Source organism: uncultured Salinicola sp. (assembly GCF_937921195.1).
Classification (GTDB): domain Bacteria; phylum Pseudomonadota; class Gammaproteobacteria; order Pseudomonadales; family Halomonadaceae; genus Salinicola.
Genome location: NZ_CALFQK010000053.1, coordinates 25874 through 51149, shown reverse-complemented (window position 1 = coordinate 51149; position 25276 = coordinate 25874). Strand labels below are relative to the sequence as shown.

23 protein-coding genes are annotated in these 25276 nt (G+C 63.8%); 14 read left to right on the top strand and 9 right to left on the bottom strand.

Annotation, left to right across the window (positions count from 1 at the left end):
• Nucleotides 1-332 precede the first annotated feature (332 nt).
• The gene (acnA, locus tag Q0602_RS04850) at nt 333-3095 is read right to left on the bottom strand and encodes an aconitate hydratase AcnA (protein WP_298839699.1); all 2763 of its coding nucleotides are present in this window, start codon (nt 3093-3095) and stop codon (nt 333-335) included.
• Nucleotides 3096-3480: 385 nt separating this feature from the next.
• Here acnA and Q0602_RS04845 point away from each other — a divergent pair, with 385 nt between their 5' ends.
• From Q0602_RS04845 to trxB, 3 genes are all read left to right on the top strand, one after another.
• A complete protein-coding gene (locus Q0602_RS04845; protein ID WP_298839696.1) occupies nt 3481-3687 on the top strand; it encodes a CPXCG motif-containing cysteine-rich protein in 207 nt (68 codons plus the stop codon).
• A 150-nt stretch (nt 3688-3837) separates the two neighbouring features.
• Nucleotides 3838-4440 carry a peroxiredoxin gene (locus Q0602_RS04840; RefSeq protein WP_110602207.1) on the top strand — a complete coding sequence of 201 codons (603 nt, stop codon included), beginning with the start codon at nt 3838-3840 and terminating at the stop codon, nt 4438-4440.
• Between the two features lie 240 nt (nt 4441-4680).
• Nucleotides 4681-5631, top strand: coding sequence for a thioredoxin-disulfide reductase (gene trxB / locus Q0602_RS04835; protein ID WP_298839693.1), 951 nt, complete (start codon nt 4681-4683; stop codon nt 5629-5631).
• Nucleotides 5632-5819: 188 nt separating this feature from the next.
• Here trxB and Q0602_RS04830 read toward each other — a convergent pair whose 3' ends face one another.
• Nucleotides 5820-6098 carry a SlyX family protein gene (locus Q0602_RS04830; protein ID WP_298839690.1) on the bottom strand — a complete coding sequence of 93 codons (279 nt, stop codon included), beginning with the start codon at nt 6096-6098 and terminating at the stop codon, nt 5820-5822.
• Between the two features lie 151 nt (nt 6099-6249).
• On the opposite strand from Q0602_RS04830, the gene Q0602_RS04825 reads away from it, so the two are divergent.
• Nucleotides 6250-6732, top strand: coding sequence for a cold-shock protein (locus Q0602_RS04825; protein WP_295039540.1), 483 nt, complete (start codon nt 6250-6252; stop codon nt 6730-6732).
• A gap of 60 nt (nt 6733-6792) precedes the next feature.
• Here Q0602_RS04825 and Q0602_RS04820 read toward each other — a convergent pair whose 3' ends face one another.
• The 5 genes from Q0602_RS04820 to Q0602_RS04800 all read right to left on the bottom strand — a co-directional run bounded on the left by Q0602_RS04820 (nt 6793) and on the right by Q0602_RS04800 (nt 10820).
• On the bottom strand, nt 6793-7728 hold the full coding sequence (locus Q0602_RS04820) for a cation diffusion facilitator family transporter (protein ID WP_298839687.1): 936 nt from the start codon (nt 7726-7728) through the stop codon (nt 6793-6795).
• A gap of 49 nt (nt 7729-7777) precedes the next feature.
• The gene (locus Q0602_RS04815; protein ID WP_295039533.1) at nt 7778-8170 is read right to left on the bottom strand and encodes a hypothetical protein; all 393 of its coding nucleotides are present in this window, start codon (nt 8168-8170) and stop codon (nt 7778-7780) included.
• A complete protein-coding gene (gene dapE, locus Q0602_RS04810; protein WP_298839683.1) occupies nt 8154-9335 on the bottom strand; it encodes a succinyl-diaminopimelate desuccinylase in 1182 nt (393 codons plus the stop codon). The genes Q0602_RS04815 and dapE overlap by 17 nt, the downstream gene beginning before the upstream one ends.
• Before the next feature lie 31 nt (nt 9336-9366).
• On the bottom strand, nt 9367-10392 hold the full coding sequence (gene dapD / locus Q0602_RS04805) for a 2,3,4,5-tetrahydropyridine-2,6-dicarboxylate N-succinyltransferase (protein WP_298839681.1): 1026 nt from the start codon (nt 10390-10392) through the stop codon (nt 9367-9369).
• Nucleotides 10393-10460: 68 nt separating this feature from the next.
• Nucleotides 10461-10820, bottom strand: a complete 360-nt coding sequence (locus Q0602_RS04800) for an ArsC family reductase (protein ID WP_298839678.1) — start codon at nt 10818-10820, stop codon at nt 10461-10463.
• Nucleotides 10821-11035: 215 nt separating this feature from the next.
• Between Q0602_RS04800 and Q0602_RS04795 the strand changes: the two genes are divergently transcribed.
• On the top strand, nt 11036-11434 hold the full coding sequence (locus tag Q0602_RS04795) for a DUF305 domain-containing protein (protein WP_298839675.1): 399 nt from the start codon (nt 11036-11038) through the stop codon (nt 11432-11434).
• A gap of 28 nt (nt 11435-11462) precedes the next feature.
• Here Q0602_RS04795 and Q0602_RS04790 read toward each other — a convergent pair whose 3' ends face one another.
• Together Q0602_RS04790 and map are read right to left on the bottom strand one after the other, a co-directional pair.
• A complete protein-coding gene (locus Q0602_RS04790; protein WP_295038059.1) occupies nt 11463-14138 on the bottom strand; it encodes a [protein-PII] uridylyltransferase in 2676 nt (891 codons plus the stop codon).
• 42 nt (nt 14139-14180) lie between these two features.
• The gene (map, locus tag Q0602_RS04785) at nt 14181-14972 is read right to left on the bottom strand and encodes a type I methionyl aminopeptidase (protein WP_295038062.1); all 792 of its coding nucleotides are present in this window, start codon (nt 14970-14972) and stop codon (nt 14181-14183) included.
• Nucleotides 14973-15334: 362 nt separating this feature from the next.
• Here map and rpsB point away from each other — a divergent pair, with 362 nt between their 5' ends.
• The 9 genes from rpsB to bamA all read left to right on the top strand — a co-directional run bounded on the left by rpsB (nt 15335) and on the right by bamA (nt 25274).
• On the top strand, nt 15335-16066 hold the full coding sequence (rpsB, locus tag Q0602_RS04780) for a 30S ribosomal protein S2 (RefSeq protein WP_295038066.1): 732 nt from the start codon (nt 15335-15337) through the stop codon (nt 16064-16066).
• A gap of 168 nt (nt 16067-16234) precedes the next feature.
• Nucleotides 16235-17104, top strand: a complete 870-nt coding sequence (gene tsf / locus Q0602_RS04775; RefSeq protein ID WP_110714747.1) for a translation elongation factor Ts — start codon at nt 16235-16237, stop codon at nt 17102-17104.
• Between the two features lie 155 nt (nt 17105-17259).
• On the top strand, nt 17260-18015 hold the full coding sequence (pyrH, locus tag Q0602_RS04770) for a UMP kinase (RefSeq protein WP_149434474.1): 756 nt from the start codon (nt 17260-17262) through the stop codon (nt 18013-18015).
• 10 nt (nt 18016-18025) lie between these two features.
• Entirely contained in the window at nt 18026-18583 is a 558-nt protein-coding gene (gene frr, locus Q0602_RS04765; protein WP_295038070.1) for a ribosome recycling factor, read from the top strand.
• A gap of 64 nt (nt 18584-18647) precedes the next feature.
• The gene (gene uppS / locus Q0602_RS04760; protein WP_295038072.1) at nt 18648-19409 is read left to right on the top strand and encodes a polyprenyl diphosphate synthase; all 762 of its coding nucleotides are present in this window, start codon (nt 18648-18650) and stop codon (nt 19407-19409) included.
• The gene (locus tag Q0602_RS04755; RefSeq protein WP_295038073.1) at nt 19402-20202 is read left to right on the top strand and encodes a phosphatidate cytidylyltransferase; all 801 of its coding nucleotides are present in this window, start codon (nt 19402-19404) and stop codon (nt 20200-20202) included. Before uppS ends, Q0602_RS04755 begins: the two co-directional genes overlap by 8 nt.
• Nucleotides 20203-20209: 7 nt before the next feature.
• Complete coding sequence (ispC, locus tag Q0602_RS04750; protein ID WP_295038076.1) at nt 20210-21430, top strand: 1-deoxy-D-xylulose-5-phosphate reductoisomerase; 1221 nt, start codon at nt 20210-20212, stop codon at nt 21428-21430.
• Nucleotides 21430-22785: a sigma E protease regulator RseP gene (gene rseP, locus Q0602_RS04745; protein ID WP_298839702.1), complete on the top strand. Its 1356-nt coding sequence runs from the start codon at nt 21430-21432 to the stop codon at nt 22783-22785. The genes ispC and rseP overlap by 1 nt, the downstream gene beginning before the upstream one ends.
• 149 nt (nt 22786-22934) lie before the next feature.
• On the top strand, nt 22935-25274 hold the full coding sequence (gene bamA, locus Q0602_RS04740; RefSeq protein WP_298839665.1) for an outer membrane protein assembly factor BamA: 2340 nt from the start codon (nt 22935-22937) through the stop codon (nt 25272-25274).
• Nucleotides 25275-25276: the final 2 nt, after the last annotated feature.

Below are 25276 nucleotides of genomic sequence, written 5' to 3'. Positions count from 1 at the left end.
CTACGAGCTACGAGCTACGAGCTACGAGCTACGAGCTACGAGCTACGAGCTACGAGCTACGAGCTACGAGCTACGAGCTACGAACAAGCCCCGCCCGAGAGCGGGGCTTGTTCGTTGATGGATATTTCTCTCCACGCTCGAGAGGCGTCAAGAAGGGGAGTGTGAGGGGCTTGCCCCTCACGACCATGAGCAGAAGGGAGGTTGGTGCCCGGTCAGTGGTAAATACGAGGAGATGAAATGAGTCGCCTCGTCCGTCTGGCACAGGATCCACGAAAAAGCCCCACCGATCGGTGGGGCTTCGCTGACTGCCATTCAAACGACGCGCTACGCGCTTACAGCATGCTGCGCAGTACGTAGTGGAGAATACCGCCGTGACGGTAGTACTCCAGCTCGTTGGCGGTGTCGATGCGGCAGAGCGCGTCGATCTTCTTCTCGCCCTTGTCGCCGGCAATGGTCACCTTGACGGTGGCGCCCGGAGAAAGATCCGTCAGACCCTCGATGGAGATGGTCTCGTCGCCGGTGAGCCCCAGCGTCTCGCGGCTTTCGCCCTCGGGGAACTGCAGCGGCAGCACGCCCATGCCGATCAGGTTGGAGCGATGGATCCGCTCGTAGGACTCGGTGATGACGGCGCGCACGCCAAGCAGTCGCGTGCCCTTGGCGGCCCAGTCGCGGGAGGAGCCGGTGCCGTACTCCTTGCCGGCGATGATCACCAGCGGGGTGTCGTCCTCGGCATACTTCATCGCCGCGTCGTAGATCGACATCTGCTCGCCGCTGGGCACGTGGCGGGTGTAGCCGCCCTCGACGTTCTCCAGCATCTCGTTGCGGATACGGACGTTGGCGAAGGTGCCGCGCATCATCACTTCGTGGTTGCCGCGACGCGAGCCGTAGGAGTTGAAATCCTTCACCGCCACGCCGTTTTCCTGCAGGTACTTGCCGGCGGGGCTGTCCGGCTTGATCGAGCCGGCCGGCGAGATGTGGTCGGTGGTGACGGAGTCGCCCAGCTTGGCCAGCACGCGGGCGTTGGTGACGTCCTCGACCGGTTTCGGCTCTTTTTCCATGCCTTCGAAGAACGGCGGATGCTGGATGTAGGTGGAGTCCTTGGACCAGGCGTAGACCTCGCTCTCCGGGAACTCGATCGACTGCCAGATCTCGTCGCCGTCGAAGACCTCCGCGTACTCCTTGCGGTACATCTCGGTCTTGACCTTTTCGACCGCCTCGGCGATCTCGGCCTGGGAGGGCCAGATATCCTTCAGGTAGACGGGCTTGCCATCCTTGCCTTCACCCAGCGGCTCCTTCGACAGATCCTTGCGGACGTTGCCGGCCAGCGCGTAGGCGACGACCAGGGGCGGAGAGGCCAGCCAGTTGGTCTTGACCAAGGGATGCACACGGCCTTCGAAGTTGCGGTTGCCGGAGAGCACCGAGGCGACGGTCAGGTCGCCGTCGTTGACCGCCTTCTCGATCGGTCCGGGCAGCGGGCCGGAGTTGCCGATACAGGTGGTGCAGCCGTAACCGACCAGGTTGAAGCCCAGCGCATTGAGATCGTCCTGGACGCCACCGGCTGCCAGATAGTCGGTCACGACCTTGGAACCGGGCGCGAGCGAGGTCTTGACCCACGGCTTGGTGTCGAGTCCTTTCTCCTTGGCCTTTCGCGCCAGCAGGCCGGCGGCCATCATCACGCTGGGGTTGGAGGTGTTGGTGCAGGAGGTGATGGCTGCGATCACCACGGCACCGTGGTCGAGCGAGAACTTCTCGCCGTCGTACTCCACGTCCTGGCTGGCGTCGGTACGATATTCGCTGCCGTTCCGGTCGGTCTCGTCGTCAGCCGGGGGCGCGCCGACAGCCGTGTCTCCGCCTTCCGACATCCACTTGCCCTGCTCTTCGGTCGAGGCGTCCGGCTTGTCGCCGTCCATCAGCTTCTCGAAGGTGGATTTCATGTCGGAGAGCGCGACGCGATCCTGCGGGCGCTTGGGTCCGGCCAGCGAGGCTTCCACTTCCCCCATGTCCAGCGCCAGCGAATCGGTGAACGTCGGTTCGGCACCCTGTTCGCGCCACAGGCCCTGGGCCTGGGTATAGGCCTTGACCAGTTCGATCTGGTCTTCCTCGCGGCCGGTCAGGCGCAGATAGTTGAGCGTCTCGTCGTCGACCGGGAAGAAGCCGCAGGTGGCGCCGTATTCCGGGGCCATGTTGGCGATGGTGGCGCGATCGGCCAGCGGCAGGTCGTTGAGGCCGTCGCCGTAGAATTCGACGAACTTGCCCACCACGCCTTTCTTGCGCAGCATCTGGGTGACGGTCAGCACCAGGTCGGTGGCGGTGATGCCCTCCTTGAGCTTACCGGTCAGCTTGAAACCGACGACTTCGGGGATCAGCATCGACACCGGCTGACCGAGCATGGCGGCTTCGGCCTCGATACCGCCCACGCCCCAGCCGAGGATGCCCAGGCCGTTGATCATGGTGGTGTGGGAGTCGGTACCGACCAGCGTGTCCGGGAAGGCGTAGGTCTTGCCGTCGATCTCCTTGGTCCACACGGTCTTGCCGAGATACTCCAGGTTGACCTGGTGGCAGATGCCGGTGCCCGGCGGCACGACGCGGAAATTGTCGAACGCTTTCTGGCCCCAGCGCAGGAACTCGTAGCGCTCCAGGTTACGTTCCATCTCCATGGCGACGTTGTCCTTGAACGCGGAGGCATCGCCGAAATGGTCGACCATGACGGAGTGGTCGATGACCAGGTCCACCGGCGACAACGGATTGATGCGATCCGCCTTGGCGCCCAGTTTCTTGACCGCATCGCGCATGGCGGCGAGATCGACGACGCCGGGGACGCCGGTGAAATCCTGCATCAGAACGCGCGCGGGGCGATAGCCGATTTCGCGAGTCGATCTGCCTTCCTTGAGCCAGTCGGCCAGCGCCTGGATATCCTCTTCGGCCACGGTGGGGTCGTCGGCGTAGCGCAACTGGTTTTCCAGCAGCACCTTGAGTGTCATCGGCAACTTGTCGATGTTGCCGAGCGTCTCGGCCGCCTTGGGCAGACTGTAGTAATGGAAAGTCGTGCCGTTGACGTCGAGCGTCGCTAGCGTATGACTCGGGTCGGTAGACATCGGGGGGTTCCTCCTCATGGCGGCAGCTGGCCCCTGGAGTCGGGCGCCAGCTAGCCTGTCAGGTTCCTTGGCGACGGTCCGAGAGCGTGCTGCCGGCTGTCGACCGTCTTTCGATGGGGTGTCTGTACACCACTCTTTTGTCTGGGCTTGTCCGGGCTCTGCTGCCGTGCCCGGCGAGAGACCTTGGCTGCCGTCGGCAGCTGTCGACGAACAGGTTGTCGACAATCATCATGGGCACGATAACATGTATTTTCAATCGGATGCTTCACGACTATCGTCCGGTACGCGTCCGGTACGACCTTGAAAGCGCGTCCCATCGCCACCAACTTCAGCGTAGCTCGTGGCGAGACACTCTGCCGGGCAACCACAGCGCTGGAGATGACCCATGTCACAGGATTCGCTCGTCGATTGGCCTGTCCACTGCCCCTACTGCGATGCGCCGTTCTCGTTGCTACTGGATCTGAGCGCGGGCGGTTACGACACCTGGGAGGACTGCGCGATCTGCTGTCAGCCGATTCATGTCGTGGTCGAGACGACCCTCTCGGGGGAGCTGCAAGGCGTGACACTGGCCAGCGACGACGATGTGGTATGAGCCCGGGCCCGATAGGAAGAGCGAAGAGATTCGATAGCCAATTGCTATATGATCCATTACGCCAATCAAATTGGCCCATGAGTGGTTAGCCTTTAGTCTGACCCCTCCAAAATTCGCCATCACACGACGACTCAATACAGGAGATGCCCAATGAGCGTACTCGTAGGACGCCAAGCCCCGGATTTCGAAACTGCCGCGGTGATGCCCGACGGTTCCATCAAGGATGACTTCCGCCTGTCCGACAGCAACGGCAAGCTGCGCGTGCTGTTCTTCTGGCCGCTGGACTTCACCTTCGTCTGCCCGTCCGAGATCATCGCCCACGACAACCGTCTGGCGAAGTTCAAGGAGCTCGGCGTCGAGGTGATCGGTGCCTCCATCGACTCCCAGTACACCCACCACGCCTGGCGCAAGACCTCGCCGGACGCTGGCGGCATCGGCGAAGTCGGCTTCCCTGTCGTGGCCGACGTCAAGCACGAGATCTGCCAGGCCTATGGCATCGAGCACCCGGAAGCCGGCGTTGCGCTGCGCGCCTCCTTCCTGATCGATGAAGATGGCGTCGTCCAGCACCAGACGGTCAACAACCTGCCGCTGGGCCGCAACGTCGACGAGATGCTGCGCATGGTCAAGGCACTCAAGTACCACCAGACCCACGGCGAAGTCTGCCCGGCGGGCTGGGAAGAGGGCCAGGAAGGTATGAAGGACACCGCCGAGGGCGTGGCCAAGTACCTGGGCACCTACGCCGGCAACCTGTAAGGGAAACACTGCATAAATGTCTGTGCAGGCGAATCGCCGCGCTGCAGCCTGCTCGTCAATTTATCCGGTATTTCCTGAGCGGCATGATGCCGGAGGCGGCCCATCGGGCCGCCTCTGTCGTTTCTGGTATCATGCCTGCCGATCGCAGTGCCCTGTGGCATGACTCGGGTTCGGGATATGCCACAGGGTGTTGAGTAACGATACTTACCAACCGAATCGTTGATCTGAATCGAGGTAGTCATGAGCGATGCGCGTCACGAACGTCTGATTATTCTGGGCTCCGGGCCGGCAGGCTACACGGCGGCGGTCTACGCGGCACGGGCCAATCTCAAGCCGTTGCTGATCACCGGTATGCAGGCTGGCGGTCAGTTGACCACCACCACCGACGTGGACAACTGGCCCGGCGACGACGAGGGCGTGCAAGGTCCGGAGCTGATGGAGCGCATGCGCAAGCACGCCGAGCGCTTCCAGACGGAAGTGCTGTTCGATCACATCAACGAGGTCGAGCTGCGCGAGAAGCCGTTCACCCTCAAGGGGGACAACGGCACCTATACTTGCGATGCGCTGATCATCGCCACCGGGGCCAGCGCCCGTTATCTCGGGTTGCCTTCCGAGCAGCAGTTCATGGGGCAGGGCGTGTCGGCCTGTGCGACCTGCGACGGTTTCTTCTATCGCAATCAGCACGTCGTCGTCGTCGGTGGCGGCAACACCGCGATGGAAGAGGCGCTGTATCTCTCCAATATCGCCTCGAAGGTCACGCTGGTGCACCGGCGCGACAGCCTGCGCGGCGAGAAGATCCTGCAGGATCGCCTTTTCGAGAAGGTCGAGAACGGCAACATGGCGATCGAGTGGAACCATACCCTCGACGAGGTGCTGGGCGACGGCAGCGGTGTCACCGGCGCGCGGCTCCGATCCACGTTGACGGGAGAGACCAGGCAGATCGATGCCATGGGCGTCTTCATCGCCATCGGCCACACGCCGAATACTGGCATCTTCGAAGGGCAGATCGACATGGCCAACGGCTATATTCGCGTGCAGTCCGGTCTGGAAGGTAACGCGACGGCGACCAGCGTTCCTGGCGTGTTCGCGGCGGGCGACGTCATGGATCACGTCTATCGCCAGGCCATTACCTCGGCTGGCAGCGGCTGCATGGCAGCGCTGGACGCAGAGCGGTTTCTGGACGAGCTCTAAGTCGGGCGTCGCCCGGAGCGGTATGAGCGGCGCTGCGCGCCTGGAAGAGATAAGCGGCAAGAAAGGGCAAGAGCCCTGAACGCAACATGCCAGCGACGATATCGTCGCTGGCATGTTGCATTCAGGGCTGCGGCACCCTGATTTCGCGGCTCGCGGCTCGCGGCTCGCGGCTCGCGGCTTAGCTTGGCTCAATAGTGCGGCGGCAGTTCATCCTCGGGGCGCGGCATCTCGCCGCCCAGTTCGTCGATGGCCTGACGCTGCTCGCTGAGCCGTTCGCGCATCAGCGCATTGACGCGGCCGAGTCGTTCGAGCTCGGTCGCCTGCTGTCTCACCAGGCGGTCGAGCGTTTCCAGCCAGTCTTCCTGGAATGTCAGGCGGCTCTCGAGCGCGTCGAGGCGAGCTTCCGAGGTCGTACGCGAGGGCGTCTCGACCGTGCTAGACTGCCGACGCTGTGTGTCATCTTTCATTCACGGCACCTTTAGTAATGAGTGAAACGGTAGCTGGTGGAATCGTAGTTAGTGAAAGTCGATTAACGATATTGGGTATGAAAACCGTCTCCGCTGGCCGATAAGGCGCGGTGGGTTTTCCTTGTTCCGACGTCCAGAGATATGAGAATCCATGAATAGCAAGATAATTTTGCGTTGTACGCTGATCAGTCTACTCCTCTCGATACCTTCGCCATTGCTGATCGGTCTTTTGATCACGCTGATCAGCAGCATGCTGGCCACCGACCTGACCTGGTTCTTGAACGTGGAAGGTGTCTCGGCGATGTATGGCGCGACGGTGATCGCCGTCTTCATCGTTCTGTGGCTGGGCACGTTGGCCATGGCTCTGCTGGCGCCAGCGACCCCACGCGCGGTCACGGCTGCCATGCTGGCGGACGTGGAGAACGACGATCGCGAGCTGGGTGAAGTCAAATGGTTCAATGTCAATAAAGGCTATGGCTTCATCACGCGCGCCGACGGCGAGGACGTGTTCGTGCACTTTCGGGCGATCCGGGGCAAGGGCCACCGGACTCTCGCCGAAGGACAGAAGGTCCGTTACCACGTGATCGAGAACGACCGCGGCCTGCAGGCGGATGACGTCACCGTCATCACCTGACAGCCTCGGCTGGATTGCCCGATGACCGACCCCCGGAGGCCTGCCTCCGGGGGTTTTTCGTCAAGCGCCGGAGGACGATGGGGTTTCGTCGACTCCCGCGCGCGCTTCGGCCTCGACGAATACCCGCTTGACGCCGTCGTGGGCCTGCTTGATCTCCCGGTCGAGCCTGGCGATGGCACGCTCGATGCGCTCCGCCGTGGCTCCGCGGGCGAAACGAACGCTGAGATTGACCAGGATGAAATTGGGGCCCATGTGCATGGTCAGGACTTCGTTGACGCCCTCCACCCCGTCGGCATCCCCGGCCAGCCGGCGGATGCTCTCGACCACGTGCTGGTTGGCGCTCTCCCCGATCAGCAGGCTCTTGGTCTCCTTGGCCAGCCAGATCGCGGTGCCGCCAAGGATCAAGCCGATGATCACCGAAGCGATACCGTCGAAGAGCAGAATCCCCGTCCACTGGGAGAGGGCGACACCGGCCAGCGCCACCAGCAGGCCTAGCAGAGCGGCGGAGTCCTCGAAGATCACCACGAACATCGAGGGGTCCTTGCCGCGGTGTACTGCCTCGACGTAGCCCCATTTGCCCTTGGTCTTGCGGAATTCGTTGAGCGCGAAGGCCCAGGACGCGCCCTCGAACAGGATGCCCAGCCCGAGCACGACGTAGTTGACCAGCGGCGACTCGATCGGCTCGGGGTGCAAGATGTGGATCACGCCCTCGTAGAGGGAGACGCCGGAGCCGATCGCGAAGATCAACAGCGCCACCACGAAGCTCCAGAAGTAGACCTCCTTGCCGTGGCCGAAGGGGAACTGGGGGCTCGGAGGCCGCTTGGCCCGCTTCATGCCCAGCAGCAACAGAATCTGATTGCCGGTGTCCACCACCGAGTGAATGCCTTCGGAGAGCATGGCGGAACTGCCGGTGATGGCGGCCGCGACGAACTTGGTGATCGCGATGAGCAGATTGCCGCCCATGGCGGCGTAGATGACTGGCTTGGATTCCGCCATGTTAGTGACTCCCTGTCGGATGGGCCGCGTGATGGCGGCGACGGCGTGATCAGCGGCCCGAGTCGGGCCACTCTATGGTGCTCTCGCGACCGTCCGGCGTTACCTGCCAGAAACGATCGGGGTCGTCGCCGGGCTGCCAGCCACCCAGCGAGCAGCGGGCCTCGCAACCCAGCTCGCGAGCGGCATCACGCGCGCAGTCGGCATCCCTGGGCCAGGGAGTGGCGTCGCAGTCGAACCACAGGCTGGCGTAACCATCGGCGGCCCGTTCGACCAGCATGATGCCGATGCCGCGCTCGGCGCCTGCGGTCCTGCCGCGCCAGATTCCCTTGCCGGCCCGGTTCAGCGTCAGAGCGTCGTCGTCCAGAGCCTGCCGCAGCCATTGCGTGATGGCGTCGACGTCGGCAACGGCCAGGTAGATTTCGATATCAGGAAAACGCTCCATGGGTTCCTCTGGCGAACAGCCGCTCGAGTATCGTCTCGTAGATGCGGCTCAGGGTATCGAGGTCGTCGGCACGGATGCGTTCGTTGACCTGGTGGATGGTGGCGTTGACGGGGCCCAGCTCGATCACCTGGGTGCCCAGTGTAGCAATGAAGCGTCCGTCCGACGTGCCGCCGGAGGTGGAAAGCGCGGGCCGGTGGCCGGTGATCGTCTCGCAGGCGCGCCGTGCCGCCTCGAGAAGCTCCCCCTCCGCGGTCAGGAAGGGTTCGCCATTGAGCGTCCAGTCGAGCTGGTGATCGAGCCCGTGGGCGGCCAGCTTCCGCTCGACCCGCTCGCGCAGCTGCATCTGCGTGACTTCGCTGGAGTAGCGGAAGTTGAACGTCACTTCCAGCTCGCCGGGAACGACATTGGTGGCGCCGGTTCCCGCATGCAGGTTGGAGATCTGGAAGCTGGTCGCCGGAAAGAAGTCGTTGCCGGCGTCCCAGGGCTCGTCGACCAGTTCGGAGAGGACGGAGAGCGCCTGGTGAATCGGATTGCGGGCCAGATGAGGATAGGCCACGTGGCCCTGGATGCCGCGCACCCGCAGCACGCCGCCCAGCGAACCGCGGCGGCCGTTCTTGATCACGTCGCCCAGGTGGCTGGTGGAGGAGGGCTCGCCGACGATGCAGTAGTCCAGCGGCTCGTGACGCTCGCGCAGTCGCTCCACCACGGCCCGGGTGCCGTGTACCGCAGGGCCTTCCTCGTCGGCGGTGATCAGAAAGGCGATTCTGCCGTGGTGATCCGGATGGGCGGTGACGAAGCGCTCGGCCGCCGTCACCATCGACGCCAGGCTGCCTTTCATGTCGGCGGCCCCGCGCCCGCAGAGAAAGCCCGCTTCGTCGATGCGCGGCTCGAACGGCGGATACTGCCACTCGCTCTCCGGTCCGCTGGGCACCACGTCGGTATGGCCGGCAAAGGCGAGCATCGGGCCGTGCTGGCCCCGGGTGGCCCAGAAATTGTCGATGCCGCCGATCGACATCCGCTCGATCCGGAAGCCGATGCGCTCCAGACGTTCGATCATCAGCGCCTGGCAGCCGTGATCGTCCGGCGTCACCGACGGTCGCTTGAGCAACTCGAGAGCCAGTGCCAGCGTGTCGGAAGGCGCGGTCGTCATTGACGCTTGGGGCATGCGGTTCTCCAGGGCAGCCGGTCGGGTCGGATCAATTGTGGGCGTGCAGCGATTCATTGAGGGCGACGGCGCTCTTGTTGGTGCGGCACTCCAGGCGCCCAGTCACCGAGTGACGAATGAACAGCAGGTCGTCCTGGCCGGCGAGTTCGCGTGCGGCCACGGTCTGCACGGCTTCACCCCGATCGTCCAGCACGGTGACCTTGGAGCCCGCGGTGACATAGAGGCCAGCCTCGACGGTGCAGCGGTCGCCCAGCGGGATGCCCAGGCCGGCATTGGCACCGATCAGGCAGTTCTCGCCGATCTTGATCACCACGTTGCCGCCGCCCGAGAGCGTACCCATGGTCGAACAGCCGGCGCCCAGGTCGGAGCCCTTGCCGACGAACACGCCGGCCGAGATACGGCCTTCGACCATGCCGGGCCCTTCGGTGCCGGCGTTGAAGTTGCAGAAGCCCTCGTGCATGACCGTGGTGCCTTCGCCCAGGTGCGCGCCGAGGCGCACGCGGGCGGTGTCGCCGATTCGGACTCCCTTGGGCACGACGTAGTCGGTCATCTTGGGGAACTTGTCGACGCAGTCCACCGAGAGCGGGCGTCCGGCCAGGCGGGCCTTGAGGCGGCGCGCGGGGAGTTCCTCGACGTCGATGGCGCCTTCGTTGGTCCAGGCGATGTTCTTGAGCAGGCCGAACATGCCATCGAGCTTGACGCCATGGGGCTTGATCAGCCGATGGGACAGCAGGTGCAGCTTCAGATAGACCTCCGGCACGCTGGCCGGCGCATGGTCGTCGCTCAGGAACACCGCGACCAGCGGGCGCCTGGCATCGACGAGCGACTCGGCGAGTTCGGCCTGGTCGGCGGCGCCAGCTGTTCGCAGCGCCGCGGCGAGCCCAGTCGCGTGCTCCGGCAGGAAACTGACGACTTCCTCGCTGGCATCGGCACCCAGTGCCTGGCGTGCGGCGGCGACGAGATCGGCGGCGGGCTGATGCAGCGGAGCCGGATAGTAGACTTCGAGCCAGTCGCCCTGGCTGTTCTGGGTGCCGATTCCTAGCGCGAAGCTCAACATCGCAGGTTCCTCATCGTGTTCGGTGAAAGGGTGTCGTGGAAGGTCGTGGGCCGGCGCGAGTTCGCCCGCTAGCCCAGCGTCGCGTAGCGGGCGGGATCGAAGCCGACGATCAGAGTGTCCTGGCCGGCAGGGCCGGTGCGCTGCAGTAGCGGGCGCTTCAGCAATGTCGGGTTGGCCAGCATCAGCTCGCGCGCGCGCTCGGCGTCCAGCGGCTCCTTGTCCGCGGCATCGAGCTGTCGCCAGGTGGTGCTGCGGGTGTTCAGCAGTGTCTGCCAGCTGGCGGTGGCCAGAAAGGCATCCAGTCGTTGCGGATCGAGTCCATCCTCCCGCAGGTCGTGATAGCGATACGGGATACCCAGCTCGTCGAGCTGGCGGCGGGCCTTGCGGCAGGTGTCGCAGGTCTTGATGCCGTAAACGGTGATGGTCATGTCGCTGGCCTGTCGGGCGCTGCCGGAGAAGCGGCAGATTATAGGCGCCCACGGACGGCGGCTCAAACCGCACCGCTGCGACGCCAGTCGCGTGTCGGTCGGGGACCGGTCCGACTGGTGTCGATGAAACGACAGTCGAGCGTCTCGGGTCGCGCTTGACCTATGGGTGACACCAGGGTGCTAGCGTCGGATGTTTCCCTGGGGAGAATTGACGAATGACGACTTCAAGGCGCTGGTTGGCCGGTATCGCAGCCGCCGGCTCACTGGTGTTTGCCGCCAGTGGTCTGGCTCAGCAGCAGGGCGATGGTCATGGTGACCATCAGGTCCGTTCCGACGCGTCCGGACAATCCAGCGAGGCCAGCGAGGCCTACCGTGAGGCGGCGACGAGAATGCAGCACGACATGGAGCTGGCGAACAGCGGTGATCCGGATGTCGACTTTGCCACCGGCATGCTGGCCCATCACATGGGGGCAGTGGCGATGGCCGAGGTCGAGCTCGATCACGGCAAGGATCCGGAAATGCGAGCGCTGGCTCAAAAGATCATCGAGGCCCAGCAGGCCGAGATAGAACAGATGCGGGCCTGGCTGAAGGCCAACCCCGCACCGGCCGATTGAGGAGATCTGGAGCTGGCACGACCGGGCGCTACACGTCCAGGACCTGGTACAGGCGCTCGCGCAGTCGTGCCTGGGCTTCGGGATCGGTCAGCGGCCGTCCGTGCTTGTCGGTGATGAAGAAGACGTCCTCGACCCGCTCGCCGAGCGTGGCGATCTTTGCCGTCGACAGCGCGATGTTCTGCTCCATGAAGATGCGGCCGACCCGGGCCAGCAGTCCCGGGCGATCGGGGGCGATCAGCTCCAGCGAAGTGCGCGCGTTGGCGGGGTCCTGCTCGATGATCACCTCCACCGGTACGCGGAAGTGCTTCAGTTGCCGAGGGGTGTGACGGCTGACGATCTGGGGGTAGTCGTCGGGATCGTCGAGCTCCTCGACCAGGTGTCGGCGGATCGTCTCCAGTCGCGCCGGATCGCGGATGGCGTCGTCGTCGTCGTCGAGCAGGATGAAGGTGTTGAGCGTCCAGTCGTCGCTGGAGGTGGCGATGCGGGCATCGTGGATCGACAGGCCCAGTTGCTCGATGGCGGCCGCCGTCGCGGCGAACAGGTCGTCGGCCGAGCGCGTATGAATGAACAGCTTGGTGCCGCCCTCGGTCATGTCCTCGCTGGGCGCACTGACCAGCACCAGCGGCAGGTGGTCGTCGTGATGGGCGAGAATCCCCTGGGTCTGCCAGACGATCTCGCTGGGCGTGTACTGCAGGAAGTAGTCTTCGCCGAAGGTCTGCCAGAGTGCCGCGACGCGGGTCACGTCGGCGCCGACGGTCCGCAGCAGCCCCAGCGCCTCCTCGCGGGTCTCGCTGACCCAGCCCTGTCGGTCGACGGTGTTGTCGAGGCCCCGGCGCAGCACGCGGCGGGTCTCGGTGTAGAGCTGGCGCATCAGCGAGGCGCGCCAGCCGTTCCATAGCGTCGGGTTGGTGGCGCTGATATCGGCGACGGTGAGCACGTAGAGATAGTCGAGGTGGGTCTCGTCGCGCACCGTGCGGGCGAAGGCGTGGATCACGTCCGGGTCGGAGATGTCGCGCTTCTGTGCCGTCTTCGACATCAGCAGGTGGTGCTCGACCAGCCAGGTCACCAGCTGCGTATCCCAGCTCGACAATGCATGGCGACGGCAGAACCCGGCGGCATCGACGGCGCCGAGTTTCGAATGATCGCCGCCACGGCCCTTGCCGATGTCGTGATAGAGCCCGGCAATCCACAGTAGTTCGAGCTTGGGCAGTTTCTGAATCACATCGATGGCGACGGTGTATTCGTCGGTATCCCGCTCTTCGCGAAAACGCTGCAGGAAACTGAGCAGGCGCAGGGTGTGCGCGTCGACGGTATAGATGTGAAACAGGTCGTGCTGCATCAGGCCGACGGCCTCGCCGAACTCGGGCAGATACTTGCCCAGCACCCCGTAGCGATTCATGCGGGTGAGCTGGGTGGGGACATCGCCGCCACTGCGTAGCAGTTCCATGAACAGGCTCTGGTGGCGCAGGTCGTCGCGGAAAGCGTCGTCGATCAAGTGGCGATGATCGCGAATCTGACGGATGGTGTCGGCCCGGACGCCCTCAATCTCCGGATGCTGGGCCATCAGCAGGAACAGCTCCAGCAGCGCGCCGGGGCGCCGCAGGAAGACGTTGGGGTGACGGAGCTGAATGTAGCCACCCCGATTCTCGAAGCGCCCGTTGATCGGCTTGACCTCGAGCGCCTCGCCGGCGTGGAGAATCACTTCATCGAAATGCTGCAGCAGCATGTCGTTCAGTCCCGCCAGGGCGGTGACGTGGCGGTAGTAGGCTTTCATGAATTGCTCGACTGCCAACCGCTGCGGTGTGTCCGCGTAGCCGAACAGCTTGGCCAGGGCGCGCTGGTGGTCGAACAGCATGCGATCCTCGGCACGCCCGGCGATCATGTGCAGGGCGTAGCGAATCTGCCACAGGAACGCCTGGCCCTGGCTGAGGATCCGCAGCTCGGCATCGTTCATGAAGCCCTGTGCGACGACGTCTTCATAGCGCAGGGGGCCGAAATGGCGCTTGGCCACCCAGCCGATCATCTGGATGTCGCGCAGGCCGCCCGGCGCGCTCTTGAGGTTGGGCTCGAGGTGATACTCGGAGTTGTTGTGCTTGTAGTGGCGGGCGATCTGCTCCTGCCACTTGCCTTCGAAGAACGCCGCCGACGACCACATGTGGCGGGTGGAGAGGCGCTCCCGCATGGCGCTGCGCAGGGTTTCCGGGCCCGCCAGGGTGCGGGTTTCCAGCAGGTTGGTGATGACCGTGATGTCGCTTCGGGCCTCCCGCTCGCAGTCATTGAGCGAACGCACGCTCTGCCCGACCTCGAGGCCGATATCCCACAGCAGGGTGATGAACCCCGTCAGCGACTCGCGATAGGGCGTGTCGTCGTCCGTGCCGAGCAGCAGCAGCAGGTCGATGTCGGAGTAGGGGTGCAGCTCGCCGCGACCGTAGCCACCGACGGCCAGCAGGGCGACGTTGTCGTCCGGCCACTCGAACCGCTCCCAGGCGATCTCGAGCAGTCGGTCCAGGCACCAGGCGCGGCCGTAAACCAGGTCGCGCACATCGGCGCCGCCGCGAAAACGGTCGTCGAGGCGCTCGCGGATCGTCTTCAGCGCCAGCTTGAACAGCGCGACGGGTTGGGAGTCACGCGCCAGCTCCTCGCGAAAGGCCGCTGCATCGAATAGTGTTTCGTCGGGTTGAAAACGATAGTGGTGCAGCAGCATGCGACGGGCGTCTCCGGAGGCGAGGCAGCAGGCGGGCGACGATCAGTCCGTCAGGAAGCCGAAATCTTCGTCGGAACGGGCCGTCAGGACCTCCACGCCGGAAGCGGTGACCAGCAGAGTGTGTTCCCACTGCGCCGACAGGCTCTTGTCCTTGGTCACTGCCGTCCATCCGTCCTTCAATACCTTGGTGCGATAGCCACCGGCGTTGAGCATCGGCTCGATGGTCAGGCACATGCCTTCGGCCAGTTCGGCATCGGCTTCCGGCGCGTAGCCATCATAATGCAGCACCTGCGGTTCCTCGTGGAAGCCTGCGCCGATGCCGTGACCGCAGAAATCCCGGACCACGGAGTAGCCGGCTTTCTCGGCATGGTTCTGGATCACCCGGGCGATGGTCGACAGCCTGGCGCCCGGCCTGACTTCGGCGATACCTTTATAGAGGCTCTCCTGAGTGACGCGGCAGAGGCGCTCACCCTGTATCGTGTCACCGATGACGAACATCATGCTGCTGTCGCCGTGATAGCCATCCTGGGTCTTCACGGTGATATCGATATTCATGATGTCGCCGTTCTTGAGCTTCTTGTCGAAGTCGGGGATGCCGTGGCAGACGACGTGGTTTATCGAGGTGCAGATCGACTTGGGAAATCCGTGGTAGTCGAGCGGCGCGGGGGTCGAGCCCAACTCCTTGACGATGAAATCGTGGCAGAGCCGGTCCAGCTCACCAGTGGAGGCGCCGGCCGTGACGTGCGGGATGATCATCTCGAACACTGCGGCGGCCTGGCGGCCGGCTTCGCGCATTTTTTCGATTTCGTCGGGCGTCTTGCGTGGAATGTTCATGCGCTCTCGCAATGGGGCAATAGGAGGATGAGTCGTTCCGGATGGCGATGAATGGCTCGCCCGGGAGCGGTCTTAGACGACCGGCGACTTCATCTTGTGCGTCTTCTATGGTATAAATCCGCGCGCTCGACTGCAATTGCCCGTCGACACGTTCCGGCGAGGATGGGCGATCTGGCCCGCGACAGGCGTCTCTACGCTGTCGCAGGGCGGTCGAGTCAGTAGCGGCGACGGCTTTCGAACGAGGGCCGCGTCATCAAAAACACACACGCACCGACACATGGTCCCGGGTGCCGCGACGGTCTAGCCGAGCGGTCGGATCCATGGGGTGTGTGGAGGCCTAACCCGATTCTTCAGGAGTCATCATGGCACAAGTCAATATGCGCGATCTGCTCAAGGCAGGCGCACACTTCGGTCACCAGACCCGTTACTGGAACCCGAAGATGGGGCAGTACATCTTCGGCGCACGTAACAAGATTCACATCATCAACCTCGAGCATACGCTCCCGGCACTGCTGGAAGCGACTGGCATCGTCGAGAAGATGGCCTCTTCCAGCAACAAGATCCTGTTCGTCGGCACCAAGCGTTCCGCCAGCAAGATCATCAAGGAAGAAGCCACTCGCGTCGGTCAGCCGTTCGTCAACCATCGCTGGCTGGGCGGCATGCTGACCAACTACAAGACCATCCGCCAGTCGATCAAGCGCCTGCGCGAGCTCGAAACCATGCGCGAAGATGGCACGTTCGAGAAGCTGACCAAGAAAGAAGTACTGATGGCAACGCGCGAGCAGGACAAGCTCGAGCGTTCCATCGGCGGCATCAAGGAGATGGGTGGTCTGCCCGACGCGCTGTTCGTGATCGACGTCGATCACGAGCGCATCGCGATCAACGAAGCCAACAAGCTTGGTATTCCGGTGATCGGTGTGGTCGACACCAACTCCAACCCGGACGGCGTCGATTACGTCATCCCGGGTAACGACGATTCCATTCGTGCCATTCAGATCTATGTGCAGGCGATCGCCGACGCTTGCGGCAAGGCGAAGGAAGGTCGTCCCGACGAGTTCGTCGAGGTGAGCGAGACCAGCGAAGCCGCTCAGTAATCGAGAGAACGGCATCGAGTCTGCGCTGAGCATGCTCCCGCAGGGCGGCAGTCGGTTCGCCGATATCGGCGCAGACACAAGGGGGCTCCATAGCCCCCTTTTTACACCCGGAGCGACGCTCGCGTGGCGTCGTTCGTCAGACGAAACAGCGATTCTCAGGGGTAGAACATGGCAGCTATCAGCGCTTCTCTAGTCAAGGAACTGCGTGAGCGTACCGGTCTCGGCATGATGGAATGCAAGAAGGCATTGACCGAAGCCGACGGTGACATCGAGCGCGCGATCGAGGATCTGCGCAAGAATTCCGGCCTGAAGGCCGCCAAGAAAGCGGGCCGCACGGCCGCCGAAGGCGCGATTCTGACCCGAGTCGCCGAAGACGGCAGCTACGCCGCGATGCTGGAAGTCAACTCGGAGACCGATTTCGTCTCCCGTGACGACAACTTCAAGAGCTTTGCCTCCAAGGTGCTGGCCAAGGTGTTCGAGACCAAGTCCGAAGACGTGGCGGCCATCATGGACGGCGAGCTGGAAGACGCGCGCAATCAGCTGGTGCAGAAGATCGGCGAGAACATCTCCGTGCGTCGCGCGGTCGTCGTCGATGCGCCGGAAGGCGGTGTCGTTGGCGCCTACGTCCATGGCGACCGTATCGGCGTGCTGAGCGTGCTCAAGGGTGGCAACCCGGAAGTGGCCAAGGATGTCTCCATGCACGTGGCCGCAATCAACCCGGTCGTCGCGCGTCCGGAAGACATGCCGCAGGCCCAGCTCGACAGCGAGAAGGCGATCATTCTGGCCCAGCCGGACATGGCCGGCAAGCCGGCGGAAATCGCCGAGAAGATGGTTCAGGGTCGCCTCAAGAAGTATCTGGCGGAGAACAGCCTGACCGAGCAGCCTTTCGTCAAGGACCCGAACCAGACCGTTGCCGAGTACGCCAAGACGGCGGGCGGCGAAGTGGTCGGCTTCACGCGCTTCGAGGTTGGCGAGGGGATCGAGAAGGAAGAGGTCGATTTCGCCAAGGAAGTGATGGAACAGGCTCGCCGCAGCTGAGTTCCTTGCAGTGCCTGGGATCGTGCGCAGGTGCTTGCACCTGTGGACGGTCCCTCTGATGGCGTGCGCGAAAGCGCACGCCATCGCGTATCCGGCGGATGAGAAGAGCGTCTGCCACCTGCCGAATCCGACTCGTCAAACCAGGAGAGAGCGTCATGCCTGAAGTCATCGATCGACCCAGCAAGCCCAATGAGCGTAGCGACAAGTCGAAGTACAAGCGCATATTGTTGAAGCTGTCAGGCGAGGCGCTGACCGGTGAGCAGGATTTCGGCATCGACCCCAAGGTGCTCGATCGCATGGCGCTGGAGATTGGCCAGCTGGTGGGGATCGGTGTCCAGGTCGGTATCGTCATCGGCGGCGGCAACCTGTTCCGCGGTGCGGCGCTGCACGCGGCGGGCATGGAGCGGGTCACCGGCGACCATATGGGCATGCTGGCCACGGTGATGAACGCCCTGGCGATGCGCGATGCGCTGGAGCGTTCCAATATCCGTTCGCGAGTGATGTCGGCGATCCCCATGAGTGGTGTCGTCGAACACTACGACCGGCGGACCGCGATTCGGTATCTGACGTCGGGAGATGTGGTCATCTTCTCTGCCGGTACGGGCAATCCCTTCTTCACGACCGACTCGGCCGCCTGCCTGCGGGGCATCGAGATCGACGCCAACGTCGTGGTCAAGGCAACCAAGGTCGATGGCGTCTACGACAAGGACCCGGTCAAGCACCCGGAAGCCGTCAAGTACGAGCGGTTGAGTTACGATGAGGTTCTGGATCAGAAGCTCGGCGTAATGGATTTGACCGCCATCTGTCTGGTACGGGACCATGACATGCCGGTTCGCGTCTTCGACATGACCAAGCCTGGGGCACTGTTGAATCTGGTGGTCGGTGGGCGAGAAGGCACGCTGATTGATTGAGGTTTAGGACATGATCGACGATATCAAGAAAGATGCTGGCGCGCGCATGCAGAAGAGCCTGGATGCGCTCCAGAGCAATTTCCACAAGATCCGCACCGGCCGGGCCCATCCGAGCATACTGGATGCGGTGATGGTGGAGTACTACGGCAGTCAAGTGCCGATCAACCAGGTCTCGAACATCACGATCGAGGACGCTCGGACGCTGGCCGTGACGCCTTGGGAACGCCCGATGGTGCCGAAGGTCGAGAAGGCGATCATGACCGCCGATCTCGGGCTCAACCCGGCTACCAACGGCAACGTGATTCGCGTGCCGATGCCCCCGCTGACCGAGGAGACGCGGCGCAACTATATCAAGCAGGCGCGTGCCGAGGCCGAGAACGCGCGAGTCGCGATTCGGAGCATTCGCCGCGATGCCAATGGCGATCTCAAGGCGCTGCTCAAGGACAAGGAGATCACCGAAGACGACGAGCGTCGCGGCGAAGAGGAAATCCAGAAGTTGACCGACAAGCATGTCAGTGAGATCGATCGACTGCTGGAAACCAAGGAACACGACCTGATGCAGGTATGAGGGTCCGGGTGCCCGACGTCCTCCGGTACGCGGGCGCCGCTACCCACCTGTCTTGCGAGCTATCATGACAGACACGCAGTCGCGTGACGTTCAAGCGATGCCGTCGATGCCCCGCCACGTGGCGATCATCATGGATGGCAACAATCGCTGGGCGCGCGCCAGAGGGCTTTCCAGCGCACAGGGACATCGCGCTGGCGTCGAGTCGTTGCGCGCCGTCATCCGGCGGGCGGCGGAGCAGCGTATCGAGACCCTGACCCTATTCGCCTTCTCGAGTGAAAACTGGCGTCGTCCCTCGGCAGAGGTCGGCGCGCTGATGGAGCTCTTCATGCTGGTGCTCAAGCGCGAGGTGAAGAAGCTCCACGAGAACGGCATCCGGCTGAGCATCATCGGTGACCGCCGGCGCTTCTCGCCCTCCCTGCAGAAGCATATGAATCGTGCCGAAGCGTTGACCCGGGACAACTCCGGGATGCATCTCGTCGTGGCTGCCAACTATGGCGGGCGCTGGGATATCGCGTCCGCGGCGCAGCGCCTGGCACGCAAGGTCGCCGATGGGGTCATGAGTCCGGATGCGGTCGACGAGGCGGCTCTGGATCGCGAGGTGTGCCTGAGCCAGGAGCCGCCCATCGACCTGTGCATCCGCACCAGTGGAGAGCAGCGGATATCCAACTTCCTGCTGTGGCAGCTTGCCTATGCGGAGTTCGTGTTCGCACCGGAGCTTTGGCCCGACTTCGACGGTGCGGCGTTCGATGCCGCGATCGACGCTTTCAAGCAGCGCCAGCGTCGTTTCGGCATGAGCCAGCAGCAGGTCGAGGTTCAGGGTGCTTAGACAGCGAATACTGACGGCGCTGGTGTTGGCGCCACTGGCCCTCGGCGGCCTGTTTGGCCTCTCCGGGGGCGGTTTTGCCGCCTTCACCGCGTTCGTCCTGCTGCTCGGGGCCTGGGAGTGGGCGCGTCTGGCCGGATTCGACGCGGTCAAGCCGCGACTGCTCTACACCGCCGGTCTCGGTCTGCTGCTGCTGGTCGCGTGGTGGTCCGGGTGGATCGTGGCGCGCTGGCCGCTCTGGCTCGGTGCGCTCGGCTGGCTGGCCAATACCTGGTGGGTCTCGCGTTACCCCGGAGCGACCGGCCAGTGGCAACCTCCGGTGCTGCGCCTGAGCATGGGCGTGTGGGTATTGTTGCCCTGCTGGGTGGGGCTCTATCAGCTGCGGCAGCAGGGCAGCGAGTGGCTGCTGTTCGTGTTGCTGCTGGTCTGGGTGGCGGACATCGGGGCCTATTTTGCCGGGCGGCGCTATGGCCGGCGCAAGCTGGCACCGAGCGTCAGCCCGGGCAAATCGTGGGAAGGCGTCTACGGTGGCTGGGTCGCGGTTGCGGTTCTGGTCCTGCTCTATGCGCTGTGGCTTTCGCTCGATTTTGGCCAGGCGCTGGCCTTGCTGGTGGTCGCGCTGGTGGTGGCGTTCGTCTCCGTCATCGGGGATCTGCTCGAGAGCATGCTCAAGCGCTTTCGCGGGCTGAAGGATTCCAGTCACCTGCTGCCGGGCCACGGTGGCATTCTCGATCGTATCGACAGCCTGACGGCTGCCGTTCCTCTCTTCGCCCTGATCCGCCCCTGGCTGGGATAGCGCACCGATGTCTTCCTCTTCCTGCAAGGTCACACTGCTGGGCGCGACCGGCTCCATCGGTCGCAGCACGCTGGACGTGATCGCCCGGCACGCCGATCGCTATCAGCTTCATGCGGTGACCGCCCAGCGCTCCCGCGAGGCGCTGCTCGAGATCTGTCTGCGATTCGAGCCGCAGCGAGCGGTGATCGGCACGTCGCAGGATGCCGAGTGGCTGCGCTCCCGGCTGCGGGAAGCCCGGTTGACGGAGATCGAGGTCTCCCATGGGGAGTCTGCCCTGCTGGAAGTGTCGCGGGCCACCGAGGTGGACGTGGTGATGGCAGCCATCATGGGGGCGGCGGGGCTGATGCCGACGCTGGCAGCGGTCGAGGCGGGCAAGCGCGTGCTGCTGGCCAACAAGGAGGCGCTGGTGATGTCCGGCGGGCTGTTCATGGATGCCGTGTCGCGCCATGACGCCACTCTTTTGCCCATCGACTCGGAACATAATGCCATCTATCAGTGTCTTCCTATGCAGCGTGCCGGTCGACACCGCGAGCTGAACCGCGACGGGGTATCGCGACTGCTGCTGACGGCGTCGGGCGGACCGTTTCGAACCTGGTCGCTGGAGGCGCTGGAAAACGTCACGCCCGAGCAGGCGTGTGCGCACCCCAACTGGTCGATGGGACGCAAGATATCCGTCGACAGCGCCACCATGATGAACAAGGGGCTCGAACTGATCGAGGCGTGTTGGCTGTTTGATACGGCGCCTGGGCAGGTCGAGGTGGTGGTTCATCCGCAGAGCATCGTTCATTCGATGGTCGGATACGCCGACGGTTCGGTGCTGGCGCAGATGGGCAACCCCGATATGCGCACGCCGATCGCCTACGGCCTGGCCTGGCCTGCGAGGCTCGATGCCGGCGTCGAGCCACTGGACCTGTTCGCGATATCGCGTCTCGACTTCGAGGCCCCGGATGAGGCTCGCTTCCCCTGTCTGCGGCTGGCCCGGGAGGCGATGGAAGCGGGTGGCACGGCGCCGGCGACCCTCAACGCCGCCAATGAGGTCGCGGTGCAGGCGTTCCTCGACGGAGAGCTCTCCTTTCTTGGCATTGCCAAGCTGGTTGAGGCCACGCTCGAGGCTACCGAGAGGCGAGCAGCGGATTCGCTCGACGTGATATTGTGCGAGGATGCGCGAGCGCGGCGGTCGGCCGAGCGCCTGCTGCATCAACGATCTTTCCAGAGGGGGCGGGCGTGATGGATACGATCCAGAACGTACTGGCGGTCATCGTCGTACTCGGCCTGCTGATCACGTTTCACGAGTTCGGGCATTTCTGGGTGGCCCGCCGCTGCGGCGTGAAGGTTCTGCGCTTCTCGGTGGGGTTCGGCAAGCCGCTCTGGTCGCGTTTCGATCGCCAGGGTACGGAATACGCCATTGCCGCCATCCCGCTCGGCGGCTACGTCAAGATGCTCGACGAGCGCGAGGGGCCGGTGGCGCCGGAAGAGCGGGATCAGGCGTTCAATCGCAAGAGCGTCTGGGCGAGAATCGCCATCGTGGCGGCGGGACCGATCGCCAATCTGCTGCTGGCCTTGGTCGCTTACTGGGCGCTGTTCGTCTATGGCTCCACCACCGTGGCGCCGGTGATCGGCGAGGTGACGCCGGGGTCGCTCGCGGCCCAGGGCGGGCTTCGGAGCGGGCAGGAGATCGTCAGCGTCGAAGGACGGGAGACGCCCTCGTGGAACGAGGTCAACCTCCAGCTGATCGCGGCGATCGGTGCCAACGGCGAGCTGGACGTCACGACCCGGGACCCCGCGGGCGGCGCGACTCGAACTCACGCCGTGCCCGTGCAGCAGTGGCTGGTGCGGCAGGATCCGCCGCAGCCGATGTCGTCGCTCGGCATCACGCCCTGGCGTCCCGAGGTGCCGGCGGTACTGGGCCGCGTGCTCGAGGACAGCCCGGCGAGTCGTGCGGGATTGCAGGCCGAGGACCGTATTCTCAGCGTCGACGGCTCGCCGGTCGCCGACTGGGTCGCGTTCGTCGACGTGGTGCGCGGCCACCCTGGCGCCGAGCTGTCGCTGACGGTCGAGCGGAATGGTGTGACCCGCGACGTCACGCTGATGCCCGAGGCGAGGCAGGCGGAGGATGGCGAGAACATCGGCTATGTGGGCGCCGCTTCCCGGCCGGTCGAGTGGCCCGAGTCCTATCGGCGCGAGATTCGCTATGGCCCGGTGGCGGCTGTCGGGCAGGCGCTGAGCAAGACCGGTGAAATGACCTGGCTGACGGTGGACTCGATCCGCAAGATGATCGTCGGCTGGATTTCGCCCTCGAACCTCTCCGGGCCGATCACCATCGCCCGTATCGCCGGAGACTCGGCGCGTAGCGGCGTCGAGACGTTCATCGGCTTTCTGGCCTATCTGTCGATCAGTCTGGGGGTGTTGAATCTGCTGCCGATTCCGGTTCTCGACGGCGGTCACCTGGTCTACTACCTGATCGAGCTGGTTCGAGGCAAGCCGGTGTCGGAAACGGCCCAGGCGGTGGGCTTGCGCGTTGGCGTGGCATTGGTGGGATGCCTGATGGTGATGGCGTTCTACTTCGATTTGATGCGGCTTTGACGACAGGACGTCGTTGCCGGACGGCGCCGGGACCATCGGCGCGCGGGAAGACCCCATGAGTGGTGAGTGACGAGCTTGTCAGTCATAGGGAGAAATGTATAAGGTGCCTGTTCGATACGCGGGCGGACCCCACAGAAGCGACTGATTGCATGAAACTCAAGACCATCGGATTGGCAGGATTTCTGCTGGCCAGCTCTCCCGTTGCGCTGGCGGCACCTTTTGAGATTTCGGATATTCGTGTAGAGGGGCTGCAACGCGTCTCGGCTGCATCCGTCTTCAACGCTTTCCCCGTCAGCGCCGATCAAACGGTCGATGATCAGCAACTGGGCCAGGCTGCCCAGAAACTGTTCGATACTGGATTGTTCGACGACATTCGACTTTCCCGCGACGGTGACGTGCTGATCGTCAACGTGGTCGAGCGGCCGTCCATCGCCGAGATCAACATCGACGGCAACTCCCAGATATCCGACGACGACCTGCGCAAGGGGTTGAGCGATGCGGGGCTGGCCGAAGGCCAGGTCCTGCAGCGTTCGACCCTGGAGGAGATGCAGCGCGAGCTGGAACGGCTCTACCAGTCCCAGGGCCGATACAGTTCGAACATCAAGACATCCGTCGAACAGCTCGAGCGCAACCGGGTTCGCGTCAACATCAACATCAACGAAGGCGAAGTCGCCAAGATCCGCCAGATCAACGTCGTCGGTAACCAGGCGTTCGACGACGACACGCTGCGCGATCTGTTCCAGCTCGAGGACAAGCCAGGCTGGTTCTTCGGCTGGTTTTCCGACGACGAGTATTCTCGCGAGGCGCTTTCCGGCGACCTGGAGACGCTGCGCTCTTGGTACCTCGACCGCGGCTACGTCAACTTCGCCATCACCTCGACCCAGGTATCGATCAGTCCGGACAAGTCCCGCATCTTCGTCACCATCAACGTCGACGAGGGCAAGCGTTACAAGCTGGACAAGATCAATTTCGACGGCGATCTGAAGATCGACGAGTCGACCGCCCGTTCGCTGGTGACCGCCAAGTCCGGCGAGTACTACTCCCAGAGCAAGCTGACCGAGTCCTCGGAAGCGCTGCGCCAGAAGCTCGGTGCCGAGGGCTTCGCCTTCGCCGATATCAAGGCCGTGCCTACCGTCAACGAGGCGGGCGATACGGTGGATATCACCTTCCGCGTCGATCCGGGGCGGCGGGCCTACGTGCGCCGGATCAATTTCGAAGGCAACACCACCACCCAGGACGAAGTGCTGCGGCGCGAAATGGTGCAGATGGAAGGCGCGCCGGCCTCCACCGACCAGATCTCGCAGTCGCGCCAGCGTCTCGAACGGCTGGGGTTCTTCAAGCAGGTCGACGTGGATACCCGACCGGTGGCCGGCGAACCGGACCAGCTGGACGTCACCTACAACGTCCAGGAGCAGCCGTCGGGTTCCATCTCCGCCAGTGTCGGCTTCTCCCAGAGTGCCGGGGTCATCTACGGTGCGGCGCTGTCGCAGAGCAACTTTCTGGGGACCGGTAACCGGGTCAACATCGGCGCGCAGCGAAGCGACACCTTCACCAACATCAACTTCGGCTTCACCGATCCGTACTGGACCCTCGACGGTATCTCGCGCGGTTACAACGTCTTCTATCGCGAAACCGACTACGAAGACTCCGATATCTCGACCTATTCGACGGATTCCTACGGCGGTAACATCAATTTCGGGTATCCGATCAACGATCTGTCGCGGCTGAACTTCGGTGTCGGCCTCGAAGACCTGTCGATCGACACCTACGACGACACGCCCTCCGAGATCGTCCGGTACACCGACGATCAGGGCGAGGACTTCTTCAACTACAAGCTGACCGCCAGTTGGACCCGCAACAACCTGAACCGCGGGATCATGCCGACCGCCGGCAGCTACCAGCGCGTCTCGCTGGAGACCGCGCTGCCCGGATCGGACGCGGAGTACTACAAGCTGCGCTATCGCGGCCAGAAACTGTTCGAGCTCAACCCCGACTGGTCCGTCAAGTTCAGCAGCAACCTGGGCTACGCCGATACGCTGGGTTCCAATGATCCCTATCCGTTCTACGAGAACTTCTACTCGGGCGGCCTGGGCTCGGTACGTGGCTACACGGGCAACACGCTGGGGCCGAAGACCACCGAGCGCGGCGACGGCGACGACGATACCCTGGGGGGCAACGTGCTGGTCGAGGGCTCGGCGGAACTGATCTATCCGTTCCCGTGGGTCGAGGACCGCCGTTCGCTGCAGACCAGCATCTTCCTCGATGGCGGCAACACCTTCCTGACCGATTGCTACGAAGTGGTGCCTGGCGATGGCCCCTCCAGTTGCAACAGCGGTGTCCATCTCGACGATCTGCGCTACAGCGTGGGCCTGGGGCTGTCCTGGCTGACCCCGGTGGGACCGTTGACGTTCAGCGTCGCCAAGCCGCTGAACGAGAAGGATGGGGACGATCCCCAGGTCTTCCAGTTCTCGCTTGGCCAGACTTTCTAATT

Coding starts and splice junctions, on each gene's coding strand:
- Q0602_RS04790 (WP_295038059.1), bottom strand. CDS start 14,138: ATGCTGCTGCACCACTATCGTTTTCAACCCGACGAAACACTATTCGAT.
- acnA (WP_298839699.1), bottom strand. CDS start 3,095: ATGTCTACCGACCCGAGTCATACGCTAGCGACGCTCGACGTCAACGGC.
- trxB (WP_298839693.1), top strand. CDS start 4,681: ATGAGCGATGCGCGTCACGAACGTCTGATTATTCTGGGCTCCGGGCCG.
- uppS (WP_295038072.1), top strand. CDS start 18,648: ATGACAGACACGCAGTCGCGTGACGTTCAAGCGATGCCGTCGATGCCC.
- pyrH (WP_149434474.1), top strand. CDS start 17,260: ATGCCTGAAGTCATCGATCGACCCAGCAAGCCCAATGAGCGTAGCGAC.
- Q0602_RS04825 (WP_295039540.1), top strand. CDS start 6,250: ATGAATAGCAAGATAATTTTGCGTTGTACGCTGATCAGTCTACTCCTC.
- dapD (WP_298839681.1), bottom strand. CDS start 10,392: ATGTTGAGCTTCGCGCTAGGAATCGGCACCCAGAACAGCCAGGGCGAC.
- rpsB (WP_295038066.1), top strand. CDS start 15,335: ATGGCACAAGTCAATATGCGCGATCTGCTCAAGGCAGGCGCACACTTC.
- Q0602_RS04795 (WP_298839675.1), top strand. CDS start 11,036: ATGACGACTTCAAGGCGCTGGTTGGCCGGTATCGCAGCCGCCGGCTCA.
- Q0602_RS04800 (WP_298839678.1), bottom strand. CDS start 10,820: ATGACCATCACCGTTTACGGCATCAAGACCTGCGACACCTGCCGCAAG.
- map (WP_295038062.1), bottom strand. CDS start 14,972: ATGAACATTCCACGCAAGACGCCCGACGAAATCGAAAAAATGCGCGAA.
- ispC (WP_295038076.1), top strand. CDS start 20,210: ATGTCTTCCTCTTCCTGCAAGGTCACACTGCTGGGCGCGACCGGCTCC.
- Q0602_RS04840 (WP_110602207.1), top strand. CDS start 3,838: ATGAGCGTACTCGTAGGACGCCAAGCCCCGGATTTCGAAACTGCCGCG.
- Q0602_RS04845 (WP_298839696.1), top strand. CDS start 3,481: ATGTCACAGGATTCGCTCGTCGATTGGCCTGTCCACTGCCCCTACTGC.
- rseP (WP_298839702.1), top strand. CDS start 21,430: ATGGATACGATCCAGAACGTACTGGCGGTCATCGTCGTACTCGGCCTG.
- Q0602_RS04815 (WP_295039533.1), bottom strand. CDS start 8,170: ATGGAGCGTTTTCCTGATATCGAAATCTACCTGGCCGTTGCCGACGTC.
- bamA (WP_298839665.1), top strand. CDS start 22,935: ATGAAACTCAAGACCATCGGATTGGCAGGATTTCTGCTGGCCAGCTCT.
- dapE (WP_298839683.1), bottom strand. CDS start 9,335: ATGCCCCAAGCGTCAATGACGACCGCGCCTTCCGACACGCTGGCACTG.
- tsf (WP_110714747.1), top strand. CDS start 16,235: ATGGCAGCTATCAGCGCTTCTCTAGTCAAGGAACTGCGTGAGCGTACC.
- Q0602_RS04830 (WP_298839690.1), bottom strand. CDS start 6,098: ATGAAAGATGACACACAGCGTCGGCAGTCTAGCACGGTCGAGACGCCC.
- Q0602_RS04820 (WP_298839687.1), bottom strand. CDS start 7,728: ATGGCGGAATCCAAGCCAGTCATCTACGCCGCCATGGGCGGCAATCTG.
- frr (WP_295038070.1), top strand. CDS start 18,026: ATGATCGACGATATCAAGAAAGATGCTGGCGCGCGCATGCAGAAGAGC.